This window comes from Catenulispora sp. EB89, from assembly GCF_041261445.1.
Classification (GTDB): Bacteria; Actinomycetota; Actinomycetes; order Streptomycetales; family Catenulisporaceae; genus Catenulispora.
The window spans coordinates 163,715-180,716 of record NZ_JBGCCU010000005.1; the positions used below are offsets into that span (position 1 = coordinate 163,715).

Annotated in this window: 20 protein-coding genes and 1 pseudogene; 5 read left to right on the top strand and 16 right to left on the bottom strand. The window is 63.8% G+C overall.

All coding sequences use genetic code 11. The annotated features are described in order from the left end of the window. The first annotated feature begins 15 nt into the window (after nt 1–15). Both ABH920_RS13045 and ABH920_RS13050 read left to right on the top strand, forming a co-directional pair. Nucleotides 16–321 (top strand): MazG-like family protein, encoded by a 306-nt coding sequence (locus ABH920_RS13045; protein WP_370349189.1) that lies wholly within the window; start codon nt 16–18, stop codon nt 319–321. A gap of 154 nt (nt 322–475) precedes the next feature. Beyond that, nucleotides 476–889 carry a hypothetical protein gene (locus ABH920_RS13050; protein WP_370349190.1) on the top strand — a complete coding sequence of 138 codons (414 nt, stop codon included), beginning with the start codon at nt 476–478 and terminating at the stop codon, nt 887–889. Here ABH920_RS13050 and ABH920_RS13055 read toward each other — a convergent pair. The 16 genes and pseudogenes from ABH920_RS13055 to ABH920_RS13130 form a co-directional block, all read right to left on the bottom strand. Further along, a pseudogene (locus tag ABH920_RS13055) lies at nt 839–946 on the bottom strand (IS5/IS1182 family transposase); the annotation flags it as partial. The gene ABH920_RS13050 and the pseudogene ABH920_RS13055 overlap by 51 nt on opposite strands. A gap of 107 nt (nt 947–1,053) precedes the next feature. Beyond that, on the bottom strand, nt 1,054–1,344 hold the full coding sequence (locus ABH920_RS13060; RefSeq protein WP_370349517.1) for a hypothetical protein: 291 nt from the start codon (nt 1,342–1,344) through the stop codon (nt 1,054–1,056). Between the two features lie 250 nt (nt 1,345–1,594). Beyond that, the gene (locus ABH920_RS13065) at nt 1,595–2,476 is read right to left on the bottom strand and encodes a helix-turn-helix domain-containing protein (RefSeq protein ID WP_370349191.1); all 882 of its coding nucleotides are present in this window, start codon (nt 2,474–2,476) and stop codon (nt 1,595–1,597) included. 133 nt (nt 2,477–2,609) lie between these two features. Next, nucleotides 2,610–5,336: a BTAD domain-containing putative transcriptional regulator gene (locus ABH920_RS13070; RefSeq protein WP_370349192.1), complete on the bottom strand. Its 2,727-nt coding sequence runs from the start codon at nt 5,334–5,336 to the stop codon at nt 2,610–2,612. Then, nucleotides 5,333–5,761 (bottom strand): pilus assembly protein TadG-related protein, encoded by a 429-nt coding sequence (locus ABH920_RS13075; RefSeq protein ID WP_370349193.1) that lies wholly within the window; start codon nt 5,759–5,761, stop codon nt 5,333–5,335. The genes ABH920_RS13070 and ABH920_RS13075 overlap by 4 nt, the downstream gene beginning before the upstream one ends. After that, nucleotides 5,758–6,144 (bottom strand): TadE/TadG family type IV pilus assembly protein, encoded by a 387-nt coding sequence (locus tag ABH920_RS13080; RefSeq protein WP_370349194.1) that lies wholly within the window; start codon nt 6,142–6,144, stop codon nt 5,758–5,760. The genes ABH920_RS13075 and ABH920_RS13080 overlap by 4 nt, the downstream gene beginning before the upstream one ends. Nucleotides 6,145–6,178: 34 nt before the next feature. Next, nucleotides 6,179–6,520 (bottom strand): TadE/TadG family type IV pilus assembly protein, encoded by a 342-nt coding sequence (locus tag ABH920_RS13085; RefSeq protein ID WP_370349195.1) that lies wholly within the window; start codon nt 6,518–6,520, stop codon nt 6,179–6,181. A gap of 41 nt (nt 6,521–6,561) precedes the next feature. After that, complete coding sequence (locus ABH920_RS13090) at nt 6,562–6,765, bottom strand: hypothetical protein (RefSeq protein ID WP_370349196.1); 204 nt, start codon at nt 6,763–6,765, stop codon at nt 6,562–6,564. Between the two features lie 19 nt (nt 6,766–6,784). Further along, nucleotides 6,785–7,645, bottom strand: a complete 861-nt coding sequence (locus tag ABH920_RS13095; protein WP_370349197.1) for a type II secretion system F family protein — start codon at nt 7,643–7,645, stop codon at nt 6,785–6,787. Continuing rightward, complete coding sequence (locus ABH920_RS13100; RefSeq protein WP_370349198.1) at nt 7,636–8,511, bottom strand: type II secretion system F family protein; 876 nt, start codon at nt 8,509–8,511, stop codon at nt 7,636–7,638. Before ABH920_RS13100 ends, ABH920_RS13095 begins: the two co-directional genes overlap by 10 nt. Then, nucleotides 8,508–9,803 (bottom strand): CpaF family protein, encoded by a 1,296-nt coding sequence (locus ABH920_RS13105; RefSeq protein ID WP_370349199.1) that lies wholly within the window; start codon nt 9,801–9,803, stop codon nt 8,508–8,510. The genes ABH920_RS13100 and ABH920_RS13105 overlap by 4 nt, the downstream gene beginning before the upstream one ends. Continuing rightward, nucleotides 9,800–10,498, bottom strand: a complete 699-nt coding sequence (locus tag ABH920_RS13110; RefSeq protein ID WP_370349200.1) for an SAF domain-containing protein — start codon at nt 10,496–10,498, stop codon at nt 9,800–9,802. Before ABH920_RS13110 ends, ABH920_RS13105 begins: the two co-directional genes overlap by 4 nt. Before the next feature lie 39 nt (nt 10,499–10,537). Next, the gene (locus tag ABH920_RS13115; protein WP_370349201.1) at nt 10,538–11,026 is read right to left on the bottom strand and encodes a hypothetical protein; all 489 of its coding nucleotides are present in this window, start codon (nt 11,024–11,026) and stop codon (nt 10,538–10,540) included. Nucleotides 11,027–11,367: 341 nt separating this feature from the next. Continuing rightward, a complete protein-coding gene (locus ABH920_RS13120; protein WP_370349202.1) occupies nt 11,368–11,958 on the bottom strand; it encodes a hypothetical protein in 591 nt (196 codons plus the stop codon). Nucleotides 11,959–12,053: 95 nt separating this feature from the next. Further along, a complete protein-coding gene (locus tag ABH920_RS13125) occupies nt 12,054–12,854 on the bottom strand; it encodes a GntR family transcriptional regulator (RefSeq protein ID WP_370349203.1) in 801 nt (266 codons plus the stop codon). Between the two features lie 135 nt (nt 12,855–12,989). After that, on the bottom strand, nt 12,990–13,265 hold the full coding sequence (locus ABH920_RS13130) for a DUF6879 family protein (protein WP_370349204.1): 276 nt from the start codon (nt 13,263–13,265) through the stop codon (nt 12,990–12,992). Between the two features lie 219 nt (nt 13,266–13,484). Between ABH920_RS13130 and ABH920_RS13135 the strand changes: the two genes are divergently transcribed. From ABH920_RS13135 to ABH920_RS13145, 3 genes are all read left to right on the top strand, one after another. Continuing rightward, nucleotides 13,485–14,651: an ABC-three component system protein gene (locus tag ABH920_RS13135; RefSeq protein ID WP_370349205.1), complete on the top strand. Its 1,167-nt coding sequence runs from the start codon at nt 13,485–13,487 to the stop codon at nt 14,649–14,651. After that, nucleotides 14,648–15,145: an ABC-three component system middle component 2 gene (locus ABH920_RS13140; RefSeq protein WP_370349206.1), complete on the top strand. Its 498-nt coding sequence runs from the start codon at nt 14,648–14,650 to the stop codon at nt 15,143–15,145. The genes ABH920_RS13135 and ABH920_RS13140 overlap by 4 nt, the downstream gene beginning before the upstream one ends. A gap of 65 nt (nt 15,146–15,210) precedes the next feature. Next, the gene (locus ABH920_RS13145; protein ID WP_370349207.1) at nt 15,211–16,938 is read left to right on the top strand and encodes a hypothetical protein; all 1,728 of its coding nucleotides are present in this window, start codon (nt 15,211–15,213) and stop codon (nt 16,936–16,938) included. The last annotated feature ends 64 nt before the right edge of the window (nt 16,939–17,002 follow it).

A 17,002-nucleotide genomic window follows, 5' to 3' on the forward strand; every position in this document is an offset into this window, starting at 1 on the left:
AGCCGTGGAGCAGCCTTGGACATCCGTGACGCCCAGAAGCGAGCCTGGGATAACAAGGTAGCCAAAGGCTTCAACACCAGTGACGTCGCACTTGAGTTCGGGCTGCTCACGGCTGAAGTGGGCGAGGCCTTCACCGCCTGGCGCAAGCGCAAACCAGACTTCGGCGAAGAGCTCGCGGACATCGCGCTGTACGTCATGGCGCTGGCTGAGATGAATGGAATCGACCTCGATGAAGAGATCGATTCAAAGATCCACAAGAACGCGAAACGTGTCTACATCAAAGACGAGCACGGCACCCCTCACCGCGTCGTCGAGGGCTGAGCGGTCATTTCAGCGGCCGATCCTCGGCCGTCAGAGCGTGTTTTCGAACATTTGACCTGCGGTGATATCGGGTGACGGTGAAGCGAACGTTCGCGCCTGCGTCGCCGTGACGGAGATGAGAACGCTCGGGTTCCGCGTCTGCGATGATCAAGCCATGGCCGACCTGACCGATCTCGCGCGGGAGTTGTGTCCCGGTCCTGGTGAAGCCGGGCATCAGTTACCCGTGCCGTTGCGCGACTTCATCGAGACGCTGACGTTCGCGGATGTCGATGAGATTCGGGCGATGGTCGACGAGTTCGTGATCAACGTCGGCCCGCTGCCGGTATGGGCCCGTAACCTGGCCTATCGACTCGCGTGTCTGCAGCGACCTGACAATGCCGCGTTGCTGCGCGAAGCCAGCATCGATCTGTGGATGCACGGCCCGGACTGGGACAGTATCGCCGGGGAACTGGGTCGTCGCGCTGACACGATCGATGGCGGAGCGGCGACTGGAGTGGTTTCAGGCGGCGGCGCCGGCCAGCCGTCGGGTCATCAGCCGAATGGCGGCCCAAGTGATGAGGGCTTCTGATACTTCGGGGAAGCGTTCGTAGTCGCAGGCGTTGCGGCGTGTGTTCAAGGTCCACGCGTTGCCGACAACCGCGCACTCAAAACGCCTACTTGACGTGGAAGTCCGGACGCCTCGCGTCGTGTCTGGCCCCCGGTGTGCCCGTGCTCGTTGGCGGGGCGTCGGTATCAGAGGATGCCGCACCAGGCGTTGATCCAGGCCTTCCATGAGCCGTCGCTCTGCTGCGCGGCCGATCCCGAGCTGAGGATGGGCGAGCAGCCGAGGTCCGAGGCGTTTTGGGCGGCGTCCAGGTGGGCCGCGGACGCGGTGGCGCCGGTGCCCCAGAATTCCCTGATGGTGGCGGCGCTCACTCCGCCGCCGGCCGGGGACGCAGCCTGCGCCGACGCCGGGGCGCCGGTGAGTGTCACGGCGGTGATGAGGGTTGCTGCGACTACAAGGGTGTTCCTCAGCTTGATCACGGGCACCTCCGGCAGATGGGGACAAATCCCTGGCAGCATCGCATTGGTCGAGCCTGTATGCCAGGGCTCTGATTCAAATTCTCGGCGGAGTGGTTCGGGGCGCGGGTGGCTCCGGCGCGGTCAGTCTGGGTGTATCAAGATTCACGCGCAGGTCATGTGCGTCTCGTGGCGCTCGGGCCCGCGTCAGGTGAATACGCGAGAACCCCGCAACGCCAGCGCCGTGACCAGCTATTTCAGGATGCTATACGGGCTACGCGGCAACCGTTGCGAGGCGCAGCTGGGCTCGGACACGTTCGAAACCAGCACGCCCAACGGGCTGGAACCCGACCTGGCCTCGCTGGCTGTCGGTACTCGTGCAGTCCCGGCACAAGCCAGCCGTTCGCAGGGGAGCACCGCAGTCGGCGCATTCGTGCCACTCGACGCGCGGCCCGCGCGGTGGCACCTCGGTCGGCATCTTAGCCACGAGCCGATGCCGCAGGAGCGCAGCCGCCTGGTGTACGTGTCCGGGGAGCCCAGCAGTCAGCGCGGTGGTCACGTGGCCCGGCGTCATGCCCTTGGCCAGCCAGGCATCGACGAGCGGCGCTAGGCTCGCTGCCTCGCTCGCAGCGAGGTGAAGCCGTGGCTCGTCTCGTCCGAGACGAGCGAGAAGAGAGATCGATCGTGAAGACGCTTCTCCCTCCCGCCCCGCCGATTCACCGCTTGCGGGGGGCTCGTTGGTGCCTTCACCGGGAGGAAGGGAATCTTTGACCCCTGACTCTTTGGTTTTGGTTCCTGACCCTCCGCCGCCTGGTTGACCGGTTCCCGGAGCGATGGTCGCCGGTTCCACCTGCGCTGATGCTCCGTCGCGGTCCGCGAAGACTTCTACGCGGGTCCGGATCCGGCCCTCGTCATCGCGAGACTTGATGCGGGTCAGGTACCCGCCAGACTCCAGCTCGTGAAGTGCCCGCGATACGGTGCCACGGCCCTCGACTGACTTGTTCGCTAGCGTCTTCACGTCCTCGCGGGCGCCGTCAGGGAGCGAAAGCATGTACGCCAGCAGGCCACGGGCCGCGAATGAGAGCGCGTGATCACGCGCCGTCGCGTTCGGAAGCTTCGTAAAATACCCGGTTTGCCGGGTACCATGGATACGCATTGGGAGCGTCAACTCCTTGTGCCACGCCCCGGGGTGTTACCAGCACCGCCGGGGTCTTTGTGTTGTTTTGTCGCTTACACCGTAGCTTCGCAGGCTACGCAGATTCAAGCATGCGACACGGATGGACTATCGGTCAGTGCTGTCGGAGCGGTTCGCCCCGAGTAAGGCGTTCGAACAGGTCCAGAGACTCCTGATCGACCGCATCGTCGAGGTCCTCCATATGGACGCTGAGTAACTCGAACGTGCGGCGTACAGCGGTGAGGTCGCCTTTCTCCGCCTGGGCACGCATCAGACGCTGGTACGTCTCAATGTTGTAGCGGTCGACGTCGATCGCGTTCTCGAGCAAGTGGATCGCGTAGCCGAGATCGGCCGCCTCGACGAGATGTGCCAGCCGGTGATAGGCGTCGAGGGCACGGCGCCGCTGCTGTTCGCGCACCGGTTCAACCCAATCAGCTTCGATGATCGGCAGAACCGGACCTCGGTAGAGACGGATGGCCTCGGTCAGGTACTCGACCTGATCGGCCGGCGCCGCCTTGTTCGCTGATGCCAGGAGCCGCGTAAAGAGATCGAGATCGGAGGTGATCGTCGCGGCCTCGAAGCGAAGCCGTTCGGTGCGTGGGTCGTCGTCGATGAATGCAGCATCGGACAGTTCCGGCGCTGCTGCACGTAGAGCGCGGCGGATCTCCGAGAGCTCGGTCGAGAACTTGTGCCGCGTCTTGGTGGTGACCTCTAGGGCGAAGATCTCCTGGAGCAGGTATTCGCGAGGGGCGCCGGCGGGATTCACTCCGAGATACGCCAGTAGCGTTCGGAGCCGTGGACGGAAGCGGCCGCTGATGTCGCAGCCGTTGACGACGACGCCAAGACCGTCGAAGACCTCGATGCGTACCGGCGGCTCCGGATGTCCAAACGGCTCACTGACGTTCGCCGACGTTGCCGTTCGCGGGCCTGGCACGATTCCTTCGTCTGCTGCACGACCCACCGGCTGCGACGTCGTTGGCATGCCTTCGGACAGAACGCCAAGTGCTTCCTCGGCGGTCTCCATCGACATATGGAAGGCGCGAGTTCCGTCCAGAGGTGACGCCGTCTGGTTTCGCTCGGCCCGTGTCTCGCCGTCTGCACTTACGTTGACGCTCGGTACGCCCGCCAGTTGCCCCATGACCATGGCGTGGACGTCGAGGCCGCGGCCGGCTTCGATGACATCGGTGAGACGGACGTCGTCGGAGGCATCTGGCGGCAGCGTGATGAGCAGGAGCGGCTGCATGAGGTGATCCGGCTTGAAGCGTCGGACATCCGCCGCGTTACGTAGTCCAAGCTTCCGGAGCTGACCTCGACGTTCGCCGATCTCATCCTCGACTTCGTCCAGAGCGGCAGGCAGATCAGCCACGGTCTTGATACGTGGAACATCTAGGGGCCCGATACTCCCGAAGACACGCTCGACGACGGCCATCGTGGTGACGACTCGGGTCGCGGTACCGCAGTCCGGCACGCCTTCGGCAGCGGATGCCGCGATCATGAGTGCCCGGAGGGCTGCGTCGGCGCCCTCGCCGCCAAGTGCGAGCGCATCAGCCGCAGCCTCCTCGGCGACGAACGGCACCGAGCTGCCGTCGGCAGCGGTCCCCCACGCAAGCTCGACAGGTGCTTCCAGCGTCTTCCGCGTCCTGATTACTTCTTGCTCGGCAGAAGCCCTCAAGACTGGCAGTCCGAACCCGTCGTTCGAATGCTCGACTGGAGCAGGTGGTTCCTCCACGACCCAGTCGGCGAGGTAGGGATCCTCCTCGTCCTGGACGTAGCCCTGGTCAGGAGGCGCCACTGTGAGGAGATGCGCACGTTCTAGATCAGCCCCCGAACCACCGGCGCTGCTCGGCAAGTCATCCAGAGGAATCGGAAACTGAGCACGGCCACGAGTCCGGCGACGTAGCCGCCCGGCAGCCAGTGCCGCCGCGATGCCTGCTGCAAGACCGATGCCGACGTATACGTCGGTGCCGATGCCGACGGCCACACGGTCACGCGGGGTCGTGCGGGACCGCTGAACGGGAGAGGCCGGTACTGCGGGATGGCCTCTGTCGTGCGAAAACTGCTGTGCGGTTGCCGGAGCCGGCAGCGTTGGCTCCGGATCGTGCGGCTTAGGAGCAACAGCCTGCAGTGACGGAAGCGGAACATACGCCGGGCTCACGATCGAGGCGACGGACGCCGGCAGCGTCAGTCGCCATCCCGGAAGGATGACGTCAGGGTTCGTCAGAACGAGCCCGTCAGGCTGGGGAACGCCGACGTTCTCCTGATACACCTCTGGCCATCGGTTGGCGTTACCGAGGTATCGCCCCGCGATGTCCCACAGAGTCTCACCTTGCTCGACCACGTGAGCACGCTTTGCAGTGCCGCCGCTCGCCGTCGGCGTCGCGCCCGGGTCGGCAACCCCGACAGCTGCGGGGCGGGGGCTGGCCGATGCCACATTCGACACTGAAGCCGCGGCGATCGCACCGCGCGGAACCAACACCGTCACCAGCAGCGCCGTAAGCAGAACCTGTACCGCGCCTCCGCCGATGAGGCTCCGAGTGCGACCGATCTGCAGCCGGCCACCGTGCCGCACCTGGATGGCAGTTCGCACCGCGCCTGGCAACTGCGCCGCGACCTGGACGGTGAAGATCGCCCAACAGGCCCACAGCACGTAGGCGAGAACGACGACAGCAGCGTGATCGTCGAACTGGCCGCTCCGCAGCCACCAAACGATCCGCGACACCGACGGCGTCTTGGCCGGAATCGGGCTCCCGACGTACGCAAGCAGGACGTACGGCAGCCCCAGGACACCGCCGAGCAAGGCGGTGCCGGCCGCAGCGGACCGGAGGACTCGGTTCGTGGTCACGGCGTGCTCCCGGGGGGATTCGCGATCGACGTGGCCGGAGCCGCAGTGGCGGTCCCGGCGATGCTGAAGCTCTTGAAGCCGATCAGCCGCAGCAACTCGGTGCGCTGTTGGAGCTTGACGGTGACCGTCACCAGGTTCGCGCTGGCGCTGACGGCCCCGCCCTCGCCGGCTCCGGCAAGATACGAGCGAGCCGCTGCCTGGGCGCGTGCCGGATCCAGCGAGGGTCGGCCGCCTTGGCGAAGCTGAACGGGGTCGAGCGCGCCGGCGCCCGCTCGTGCCGCTTCCTCCGCGACCGCAAGCGCATGGACCCGAGCGTTTATGGCCAAACCGAGGTCCAGGACGAATCCGGCAACCAGGAGCAACGCCGGGACGATGACGACGACGAACGCGGTTGCGCTTCCGTCATCACGGCGCAGGTCGATCATGTGATTCCCCGGTATTGATCGATTGGACTTGCCGCGTGGGAGGCCACGCCCACCACACCCGGCAGCCCGAGTCCTGTGAGCCCGCTCATCAAGGCTGCGCACCGCACGGCCACCCGGACAGCGCCGCCCGGTCGAAAGTCGGTGATGTCGACGCTCACCGTGTAGGTGCTGCAGTTCAGTCCGCCGCGGCCCAGATCTCCTGCAACCGCACTGTGCGCAGCGTTCTGTGCCTCGTGCGATGAGCGGGCCAGCGACGCGGCTCGGGCTGCGTCCTGGGCGGCGGAGTCGACGCGGAGCCGGGTTTCGACGAGCCGCCCGCAGAGGACCACGAACAGGAGCACGCTGATCAGTACCGGGATGGCGAAGACCGTCTGGACGGTCACGCTGCCGTCGTCCGTGTGCCACGTACGTCGCACGTCAGCCTGCCGTCGTCAAGCGCTCAACCGGGCCGGCGGCGGCGACGTTGACTGGAAGGTTCAGGAACGGCAGCACCTGCTGGGCCTGGCCATGGATCCTCACGCGGGCACGCTGCGCGTCGCGGACTACGTCGACAGTCGAATTCAGGACCAGGTGGCGCCCGGCCGCGGTCAGGAGCGCCTGGGCCTGCTCGCGACCGGCAGCCGCACTGCCTTCACTTACGCGAGCGGTTTGAAGTGCCTGGGCCGCGATTGCCTGGGCGGTGTGTGTCGCGTGCAGCCACACACCGAACTGGACCACGGCCACGACGCACAGAATCAGCAGCGGCGTCATGAGCGTCATCTCGGCCGCTGCTGATCCCTCGTCGCTTCGCCGCCGTGGCTTCACTGCGCTGTGATCTGGTTCGCGACCTTCCCGGCCTCGGCCGCAATCGCATGGCCGAAGATCTTGCCCACGAGCACCGCGAGGACGACGAAGATCCCGATCATGATTACGTTGTCGGCGATCCCGCTGCCCCGGTCTTCGTGAGCGAGCATGACCAAGCGGCCCCGTGCCTTGTCGGCCAGCCTGCGAATCTTGGTGATCATGTGTTTTCTCCCGTGGTGTTTAGTGCTGGTGCAGCGCTGACAGCGCACTGGCCATGGCCGGATAGCCGATGAGAACGAGGAAGCCGGTCATCAGCAGGGCGATCGGGACGGTCATGCGTTCGGTCGTGGCTGCCGCCTCGGCTTCCTCGTCGGCGAGGATCTTGGAGCGGATCGCTTCGGCCTTCGCAGCGAGTGATGTGCGGATCTTCGCGCCTTCCGACCCGGCTAGTTGCAGTGAAGCCGCCAGGTCAGTGATCTCTGCTAGTCCAAGAGTCGTTCCGAGCTCGGCGAAGACCTGGTGAATCGGCACGCGGGAGAGGAAGGCGACGTCCAGCGCGTGGCGAAGCCGTTCGAACGCTGGGGAGTCGCCGATCTCCGATGCTCCGCTGAGGGCCTGCTCTACTCCGGTGCCTGCTGCGAGGGCGTTGACGGTGACGTCCAGGAACACCGACAGGTCGGCGAGAGCATCCGCGCGGGCCTCAGCGGCCTTGGCCGTGACCTCAGCGTCAACGAGATACCAGAAGACCGCGGCGGCGGTGATCGACATGAAGCCCGTGAACGGCAGCGAAAAGCCGAGGCCCGCTTGAAGAAGCCAGGACAGCAGGAAGCCCGCGAGGGTCGCCGCCGTCTGAGTCGCTAGGTGGACCTCGGGGACGCGGTCCAAGACCACCAGATCTCGTCGGATCGATGCACGCGGTAACCCCAGGACGATCAGCTTCCGGGCGAGTGGTCGGCCCATCCGGGCGAGCCATTCGCCGTCCGCGTACATGGTGTCGTCGGCGAATTCGTGTGTCGCCGGGGCTGCTGCCGGCAGTCGAAAGGCCAGCCATCCAACCATCAGTCCTGCGCCGAACAGCGCGCCAGCCAGCATCACCACCATGACGGGGTCTCCTGTACCTGGTCGATGCGGGTCAGCAGGCGTCTCCTGGTTCGCGGCTTGGCCATACGCCAGAGCCAGGCGTAGCCCGCAGCGAATAGTGCGAGACCGCAGGCAAGAACGAGCTGCCCGCTCGCGGATCCGTACGGGGACAGGAAGGACCGGTCCAGCACGAAGAGCCCAGCGAGCATGCCGGCTGTCACGCACGTGACGATGCGGACGCTCGTCCGGACCTGCACGCGCGCGGCCTGTGCGCGCTTGCGCTGCGCCGCGTGCGTACGGGCTGTAGCGGCCAGCGAACCGAGCAGGCCGGCCAGATCCTGTGCGCTGTTCCGAATCGCGTGAACCAGGCAGACCACGACGATGTCCGCCGTCGGGTCGTGGAGTTCGTCCGCGAAAGCCGCCAGCGCGACGGCGAGGTCTTGCTGATCCTCAATCCGGCGAGCCAGCCCGCGGGCCTCTACAGAGATCGCTTCCGGCGCGGCAGCGCAGGATGAGCGAACGGCTTGTCCGATGCCTGCCGCTGCCGACAAGGTGTCGCGCAACATCTCGGTGAAGGTCGCCACCGCCTCGGTACGGGCCAGTTCCCGAGCCGTCGACCGATCGGGCCCGAGCAGGGCAGGAAGCCACCACGTCGCGAGGCCGCCGGCCAGAGCCGCCACCGGCCAGCCTGTGATCAGACCAGTAGCCACGCCGGCGCCGATGCATGCGGCCAGCTTCCGAGAACGGCCCCTCAGCTCGGCGAGCATGAACCGTCGACCGAGCCTGAACCGCCGGGTTGCAGGCTCGCCGCGGAACGCCGCGACCCCACAGGCCAAGCCGAGGCCGATCGTGGTACCGCAGAGCATTCCGATCGCGCCGACGTTCATCGGGGCCTCCGGAACGTCGCCGGGTCGTAGCCCGCGGCCGCCAGCTGGGCCAGCCGCGCAGGTGGAGTCGCCGGAACCGCACGACGGTCCGGACCAGGGCGGAAGATCTCGTTCGCGACCACCATCGCGCCATCGGCGCCGGTGATTTCCAGAACCGACGACACCACGCGGGTGCCGTCTGGGGCCTGGTCCAACTGAACGACCAGGTGCAGCGCGTTCGCCACGAGCAAGTTCGTCGACGGCAGATCAAGCCGCTCCGGAGCCTGCGCCGCGTACGCGGCCAGCTTGGCGAACACGCCCCTCGACGTCGAGGCGTGCAGCGTGGCCATGGAACCGTCGTTGCCCTGCGACATCGCGTTGCACATAGGGATGACCTCAGCACCGCGGATCTCACCGACGATGACCCGGTCCGGCGACATACGCAGGCCGGCGCGGACGAGTTCAGCTTGGGAGATCGCTCCGCGGCCTTCGGAGTTCGCCTCGCGGGCCTGCATCGGGACGACGTCCCAGTGTCGGTCCGGGTCGGTGTCCAGGCCGAGCTCGAGTGCGTCCTCGATAGTGACGAGCCGTTCGGTCGGGTCCATCTCGGAGGCGAGCGCTCGGAGCATGGTGGTCTTGCCCGCACCCGTGCCGCCAGCGATAAGGATATTGAGCTTCGCGCGTACAGCGGCCGCGAGGAACGCCGCAAGACCGGCATCCACGGTGCTCAGAGCGATCAGATCCGACAGAGTCGCCTTCGGGTAGCGATGCCTGCGGACACTGATACTGGGCCTCTTCGTCACCGCCATGACCGCGAACAGCCGGGATCCGTCGGGGAGCTGGAGCGAGAGCATCGGGGCGCCCCGGTCGAACCGTCGCTCCTCGTGGCCGACGCGCGCGGCGGCCGTGCGGATCAAGTCGATCAGATCCACGTCGCTGTCCGCGATCGGGAACGCTCCGCGCTCCCGCCTGCCATCAGCGAAGCGGAGAAAGACCTGGTCGTGACCTGTGGCGTTGATGTTCTCGACGTCCGGCATATCGAGATAGGGCTGGAGGCCACCCATCGCGCACAGCGCATCCGTGACGGACTTCTCCAACGTCGCGGCCTCATCCGCGAACGCGGGGCCGTTGGGCTGTCCCATCGCGGAAAGGCGGATCCGGACTTCCGCCGCGATCAGCTCTTCAGCCAGCTCGCGACGTCGAGCGGAGGGAATTACGGCACCAGTTCGGTCCTGCTCTGCGCGCACAGTTAGAGAGAGCCTGCGGGCCACCACCGCGGTCACCTCGGCCACCGATCCCAGCGACGCCGTCACGGCTGACCCACCTGGTTCGGAGACACTTCCACCACCGACAGCGAAGGCGCCTGTGTAACCTTCGGGGCTGCCTGCGCATCGACGAGCAGCGTGGCCACGGTGGTGCCGACAGAGTCCGCGGATCCCACAGACGTGACCACCGCATTGGATGCGAGAGCGACCGGCGCGGATGAAGCCGACGTCACCGCAGCCACATCAGGACCAGGCCAGACGTTCACGCGGTCCCCGACGCCAAGCCGTGGTGGGAAAGTCCCGGCCTTCAAAGCCACACCGATCACGGCCTGGCCGGCAGGCGGGAAGTCAGCTGTCCCGACCATGTGAGTCGTCAGCAGAGTGCCGGTCGAGAGAGGCATCGCCGCGACGTGGCCGACGACTTCCGACTCATTGATCGAGGGCACCAGACCCAGATCCGACGCCGCGCCGACCTTCACAACTTGAACGTCGTCCGCCGTAACGACCTGGCCGGCAGCGATCGGCTGCGCGACGGCCAGGACCGGGGCGCGACCGCTGATCTGCCACGACGCGACGGTGAAGACCACGGCGCCGGTGACGACCAACGCGACCGACGTCACGGCGTACGGAATCCGAACTCGGCCGGCAAGTCGCGCACGTACCGTCACCGGATCGGCATCCGGACCGGTCGGCGACGACGTGCTACGAGCTGCGTCCTGAGTTGGGAACGCGATTTTGGACAAGGCAGAACCCCAGAAGAGATGCGAGAAGATGAGATCGCGTCAGCGAACTGACGTGACAAGGGCTTGTGACTCGGCGACGCGGACCGCTATCGACGACGTCGTAGTCAGGTCAGGGAGCGTGCCGCTCTGCCCGCCTCCGACCCAGGTCACATGCCATGCCTCCGTGACGCGTACCGTGAACTCGCCGCCCGGCTCGGCATCCGAGGCACGCCGGTATAGATATCCACAATCTGGGGATACGGAAGCGGCGGGCGTCGAGTCGGTGAACGGAGTTCCCGGGCCGGTGCAGGTCACGACAGATCCGTCGCCCATGTCCCACGTCAGGCTCTCCGGCGTGGCGGTCGCCGACACCTGAAGCCCGGGTACGTTCGCGGTCGCCGACAGGGAGTGCCAGTCGCGAGCGGCGGTCCACAGGAACATGGGGAAGTTCACCCACTGCGGGGCGCCATCACGAGGGCTCGTGCTCATCGCCGGCGCCGAGAGATGGATCTCCTTCACCGCCTCCTGCGCGACATCCCTTGGCGACATCGCAGGCTTCGGCACCCAGGTCTCAAGGTCGTTCTTCGGGATGGGAGTAAGGTTCTGCTGGTCGGCGCTGTCTTTGCACCGCCACTGGTACCAGGAGCCGCTTACTCCACCAGGACTTCCACTCGGCCGCTCGCCATTGGATGGGTCAGAAACCAACCGGCAGTCGTGGGCGGGTACGCCGCCCCGAGAGTTGGCAGGTTTGGGCGGCGTCTCAGCTTGACGTGCAGATACATAGACAGTCTGCCCTGCTTCGCTGACCCCACCCCAGCTGCGGTCCGACGTTGAATCGCCGTCCTGATGGGTGGTGGCAGCGGCCAGGAGCAGCAGCAGCGCCGCGCCAATCATCGGCAGGAACCAGGCTGGTAGATGTGCAGTTCGTCTACTTTCCAGCTTCCCTCAACCGCGACCAGATGAGCCGTCACGTGCTGCAGCCTTGTGTCAGCGTCCGGAGTCCCGACGAGCGATCCATCCGACGCGCTGTATTTGAGGTACTTCGTGGCGTCGACGCAGTCGTCGATGAAGGCGGTTGCCGGCTGAGACTGGAGATCCAGGTGTGAAACCGCCGGAGCGAACTGAAGCGGACCCTTTCCGATGGTCCCCTCCCGACGGGCTCGCTGGACATCTGCCGTGATGAGTTTCAATGCCTGGCCCGTGGCATGATTCGAAAGTTTCGTGCCCTGATCGGCCGGGTTGAACGCAGCCATGTTCCAGTCACCCATGAAGCTGAAGTAGGTCGAGAGGACGTCCTTTTGGGCTTTTGCGTCCGAGCTTGTCGAAGAGCTCGATGAGGGAGACGCTGTGGCTGGCGCAGGATTGGCCTTCTCGACCGATCGAGGCTTGACGGTCCGCACGCTCGGCCCACCGCATGCCGTCAAAGCGATGGCGGACAGCAGCACGCCAGCACCGACACGGCAGGGCGACTTTGCGGGCACGTTCTCTACTCCCGATAGACAGGCGAGCTCGGGTCATCGATGCCGAGCCAGTCCATGTTTCATATCAGGCATATGAGATAAAAATGGATGCCCGCTTATGCCGCACAGAAGAGTTTCACCCATTCGAGTGACTTTGGAATCTCGGAGCTTCTGCAAACGAATACGGCGAGGGCCGCGATCAGTGACGTGCCACCGACTACCTTCTTGTCCTCGATCAGCCCTGGAAGCTCAGACAACCCGATCCAGTCCGGCACACATTCGTTACGAAGGTCCGTCCTGATGGGCGTCTTGGCGGCAGCCCAGGCGGTGAACAACTCCTCGCGCGCATCGGCGATGTCAGCCCACGGCTGATAGCCCATCAAGTGTCGGAGTTTCTTCGGACGGACGCCGGTCAGCGCTCTTGTGCTGCGCGCTGCTGCCACTGCCAGATCTTCGCCGTCCTTGACGATGCCGCTCGGAAGCTCCCACGAGCCGGATCCCCATGCCCGCTGTCGCCAGACCATGAGCAGGCGATCGTCGGCGTCGAGGACTGCTGTCAGCACCGTTGTTGGCGACCGCAGGATGTAGGTCTGTCTCTGCTGGCCGTTGGAATAGCTGAGTTCTCGCCGCTCGAGGTCGAAAGTCGGGCCTTGTAGGACGACCTCCGAGGAATCCACTTTGAATCGCCGGACGGGCGGGTCAGCTCGACAAGAGTCGCAGACGATGTACCGCTGGTCGTGGTCGGTTCGGACGCTGCCATCTGCGATCAACCTCCCGATTGCGAGCCGCACCGTATTCCGACCGACACCAAGCCGCTTGACGAGGGCTCTCTCGGACGGCAGCTGCTGGCCGGGCAAGAGGGAGCCGTCGGTGATCCAACCTCGTAGGTTCTCTTCAACTTGCGCAACTGTATCCATTACTGACTTTCCCCACTATTGTCCAGATTACTACATAAGGAGCATAACGGGCGATTGGCGTCGATCGACCTACCGTGGCGCCTCAAGCAACGCAGGTGAGCGCCGACGTAGTCGGCAACTGGGCGACTTGGCTGATCAGATGACGAACTCGCCATGTGGAATAGCGAGTCCCCAAACGGCCTCGAACGCATCGGCACACAGCTTCGCCCTCGCAGGATCTTCCGTGTATTGAGGCTTCGCGAGATCTCCATCCCCATTGAACAAGCTGAACCGGACGCCTCGGGCGTCGATCAACCAGAAGTCGCTCCCCGGCAACGCGAGATCCGAAGCCAGTCGCCTCGGCAGCCAGCACACTTCCTCGCCGGCCGCGAGGTTGACGGAGATCCCCACGTGCGCGGGGGGGATCACCACGGCCCAGTCGGGTATGCCGCCGCGCCCTGGGAACAGCCTCGCGCATGCGAGGGTTAGCTGTTGCGTCAGCTGACAGGACTTCCGTGCGAGGCTCAGCTACCTTGGTGTCGCATAGCTACGCGTTGCCAGCAGTGGTGCGTCTCACTCCCCGGCGGCGAAGCGCAGGCTGGAGCCTTCTGTCGCGTGGGAGTGAAGTGATATGACTACAAAGAGTCTGTGATGCGCGACGGCGTAGTTGTGTGTGGGGGGAAAATGGGCGACGCGGCCGAACCGGTAGGTGCCACAGCCGGGCCGGTCTTTGTGGGCATCCCCGAGCCGAAGACCGCGTCGATGGTGTTGCTCGCGCCGCCGATGAAAAGTGCACCATCGCTGACACCCCAACAGCACCTGTACTTCTACTCCGACCAAGACTGGGAGGAGTTCACGCTCGAGTGGGTGCGCGCCCTGAGTGACCCATACGTCCTGGTGACACGAATGGGCGGTGCGGGCGATCGTGGTGCCGATGTAGCAGCATGCCTGACGGATGAGGGAACAAACGGCGACTGGCACTGCTACCAGTGTAAACACTACGAGGCTGCTCTACAGCCAGCTGATGTCTGGCCTGAGATCATGAAGATCTTGGTTGCCAAAGTGCATGGAACATACGCCCTGCCTACTCGCTATGTATTCGTGGCACCAAAGATCGGGCCGACGCTCGTGCGCTTGCTAGCGAACCCAGCGAGCCTGAAGGCCAACTTCTTCAAGGCCTGGGCGAAAGCAGACTCGCCAGTTGGGTCCGCGCTACGCGCGGAGGATCGTGCGGCTGTCGAAGCCTTGGCACAGGTAACAGACTTCTCCATGTTCAAAGCCGTTGACATGGAATGGATTTTGAAACTCCATGCAGACACACCACATCATTCGCGACGCTTTCCGGCGCCTCTCAGCCCACGACCCGCAATCGAATTACCTCCCCAGGAAGAGGCTGCACACGAGGCAGTTTACATTCAGAAGCTGTTAGCGGCCTACAACGAAAAGTACGGTTTGGCCCTCGTAGCGCTCAATGACGCACGGGAGCACTTGAAAACCAAAGGTCACCTAAAGAGGCAACGTGAAGCCTTTTACAGTGCTGAATCGCTGAGAGTGTTCGCACGCGACAGCGTCCCGCTAGAGACATTCTCCGCAATCGAGTCGGATCTGTACGACGCCGTCGTTGAAGTCGAGGAGCGCGACTACAGCCATGGCTTTGAACGCCTTGATGCCGTGCTTGAAGCAGCGGTGAACCATCAACCTAACACGGGAAACATTCTCTATCCAGTCATCACCGTCTCGGACAGAAAAGGTCTGTGCCATCACCTGGCTAATGACGGTAGACTGACGTGGTGCAAAGGTGACGAGGACGTGTCATGAACCCTCTCAATAGTCCTATCGAGGTCGGCATCCGGGCGCTGGTCTTGCTGTCCGAATGCTTTCCTCGTCCGTTGGATGTAGCGCAACTCGTATACCTCGATCATGCGGTCCTCCACAGCGGAGACCTGGACGGCGGACCATCGAGCCTGCATCCAGATCTGCCGATTGGCCCCGGAGAGTTAGGCATGCGACGTCGGTCAATGGAACAAGGGCTACTCGTACTCCTGCGTGCCGGCCTTGCCGTGATGGCTACAAGTGACGAGGGATTTGCGTACCAAGCCACTGAAGAATCTTCAAGCTTCCTGAACCTCCTAGAGGCTCCTTATGTAGGCTCGCTTAAACAGCGCGCTGCATGGTTGATGACGGTATACCTGCGGGAAATGACAGACGTGCGGCAAGGGATGCGTCAGATTACAGAGCGCTGGGTGAATGGTTTAGATGCGGGAGCGCGACTCGGAGGAGAGGACGGCGAGCAGTGCGTCCACTTACGTTGATCCATATTACCTGTATCGGACCCGACAAGCATCCCGCATCCGTAGCATTCCATGATCGTCTGACGGTGATCTACGGAGCTTCAGAAACCGGCAAGTCATTCATGGTTGAAGCGATTGACTACATGCTCGGCGCAAGGGACCTCAAGTCAATCCAGGAGGCAGATGGGTACACAGCCGCACTGCTCGGTTTACGTCTACCCGACGGTGAAATAATTACACTATATCGCGAATTTGGATCCAGTAAGGTTCTCACGCATAACGGCGATCATCGGGACCTTCCAGCCACTGCGCCCGAAGCTATTCTGTCCACCAGGCATGACTCGCGCTCAAACCAGAACCTATCGCGATACCTTCTCAAGATCATCGGCGCCGATGGCCGTATGGTGCTCAAGAACTCTCGGCGTCAGATTCGCTCGCTAAGCTTTCGGGATCTCGCACATTTGTGCATCATCAATGAGAGTCAGATGGCGAGCCCGCGACCTGTAGTGCTGACATCCGGTCAGAAGACCTTGGAAACTGCAGAGAAATCAGTATTCAAGTACCTGCTGACAGGGCAGGATGACTCGGCCCATGTCGGTGCCAGTGACGAGGTAGAGACGCGAGTTGGAAAAGGCAAGATTGAACTGCTTGACCACCTAATCCGTGAGGCCACCGATAGCCTCGTGCTTGGTGAAGAGGTTACTCCGCTGAACGCGCAGCTGTCGTTCGTTGAGAACGCCATGGCCAGCGTTTCTGCTGATGTAAGTATTTTGGTATCGCAGCGTTCCCAGGTCGCTTCCGATGCACGCGAAACTCAAGAACTCGCTTCTAGTAACCGCATGCAAGCGACTGAGATCCAGACGCTCGTAAACCGATTTGGACTGCTCTGCCAGCAGTACGAGTCGGATCTGGCTCGTCTAGAGATGGTTGGGGAAGCCGGCAACCTCCTCGGCTACTTCCGTACGGGAACTTGTGTCTTCTGCGGCGCAGCGCCCGAACACCAACGTCCGGGCCACCATGCCGCTGAGACCACCGCGTTGAAGGAGGCAGTCACTGCAGAAATTCGCAAGACCGCGGATCTGCGTGCTGATTTGCTCACGACGATCGACGATCTGAACGCTCAACTTGCCGGGCTGGAGGTCGCCAACGACGAGCTGCACGCTCAAGCATCTTCACTAGAGAGTCGCTTGGCCGATTTGGACAGGCGCTTGGCCCCACTGCATACGGACACGACCGAGTTGCTCAGTGTACGAAGTCAGATCTTGACGGACCTAGCGGTTTTCGCGCAGATCCAGCGCATGGAGGATGCCAAGGCCGCACTCGTGAGTGCTCCGACCGCACCACCGACAAGGCTAGGCGGCCTCCCGACCACCGATGTCGCCGAGTTCGAACAGCTTGTCCAGCAGATACTGCAATCCTGGCAGGTCCCGGGCGACAAGCACGTCGCTTACGACGAGCCCAGTGCTGAAGTTAGCGTTGGCGGCAGACCGCGGAGCGCTCGTGGGAAGGGTATGCGTTCGATCATCCACGCGGCCTTCTCGACTGCGCTAGTCCAGTACGCTGCGCAGCGAGCCCTCGTCCATCCAGGGTTTGTCGTACTTGACTCTCCAGTCCTAACCTACCGTGAGCCCCGTGAGACGGACGTCCAACTGACGCATAACGTCGTAGAACGCTTCTACAGGGGACTAATACACGATGTACCTGCACAGGTTGTTGTCGTGGAGAACGGCGATCCGCCCAACCTCGATGGCGATGCATTGGTCTACGCCTTCCGGACACCCGGGTCCGACCGCGTCGGATTCTTCCCTGGCTAGGATCTCCATCGGGGGAACCAGCAGTCGGAGCATGCACGCGATCGTGGCTTGAGAACCGGTGCGT

What these genes read in the sequence shown, in the direction of transcription:
- ABH920_RS13050 (WP_370349190.1), top strand. Translation starts at nt 476, where the DNA reads ATGGCCGACCTGACCGATCTCGCGCGGGAGTTGTGTCCCGGTCCTGGT.
- ABH920_RS13100 (WP_370349198.1), bottom strand. Translation starts at nt 8,511, where the DNA reads ATGAACGTCGGCGCGATCGGAATGCTCTGCGGTACCACGATCGGCCTC.
- ABH920_RS13095 (WP_370349197.1), bottom strand. Translation starts at nt 7,645, where the DNA reads ATGGTGGTGATGCTGGCTGGCGCGCTGTTCGGCGCAGGACTGATGGTT.
- ABH920_RS13135 (WP_370349205.1), top strand. Translation starts at nt 13,485, where the DNA reads ATGCGCGACGGCGTAGTTGTGTGTGGGGGGAAAATGGGCGACGCGGCC.
- ABH920_RS13140 (WP_370349206.1), top strand. Translation starts at nt 14,648, where the DNA reads ATGAACCCTCTCAATAGTCCTATCGAGGTCGGCATCCGGGCGCTGGTC.
- ABH920_RS13075 (WP_370349193.1), bottom strand. Translation starts at nt 5,761, where the DNA reads ATGATCGACCTGCGCCGTGATGACGGAAGCGCAACCGCGTTCGTCGTC.
- ABH920_RS13115 (WP_370349201.1), bottom strand. Translation starts at nt 11,026, where the DNA reads ATGTCGCCAAGGGATGTCGCGCAGGAGGCGGTGAAGGAGATCCATCTC.
- ABH920_RS13085 (WP_370349195.1), bottom strand. Translation starts at nt 6,520, where the DNA reads ATGACGCTCATGACGCCGCTGCTGATTCTGTGCGTCGTGGCCGTGGTC.
- ABH920_RS13090 (WP_370349196.1), bottom strand. Translation starts at nt 6,765, where the DNA reads ATGATCACCAAGATTCGCAGGCTGGCCGACAAGGCACGGGGCCGCTTG.
- ABH920_RS13125 (WP_370349203.1), bottom strand. Translation starts at nt 12,854, where the DNA reads ATGGATACAGTTGCGCAAGTTGAAGAGAACCTACGAGGTTGGATCACC.
- ABH920_RS13065 (WP_370349191.1), bottom strand. Translation starts at nt 2,476, where the DNA reads ATGCGTATCCATGGTACCCGGCAAACCGGGTATTTTACGAAGCTTCCG.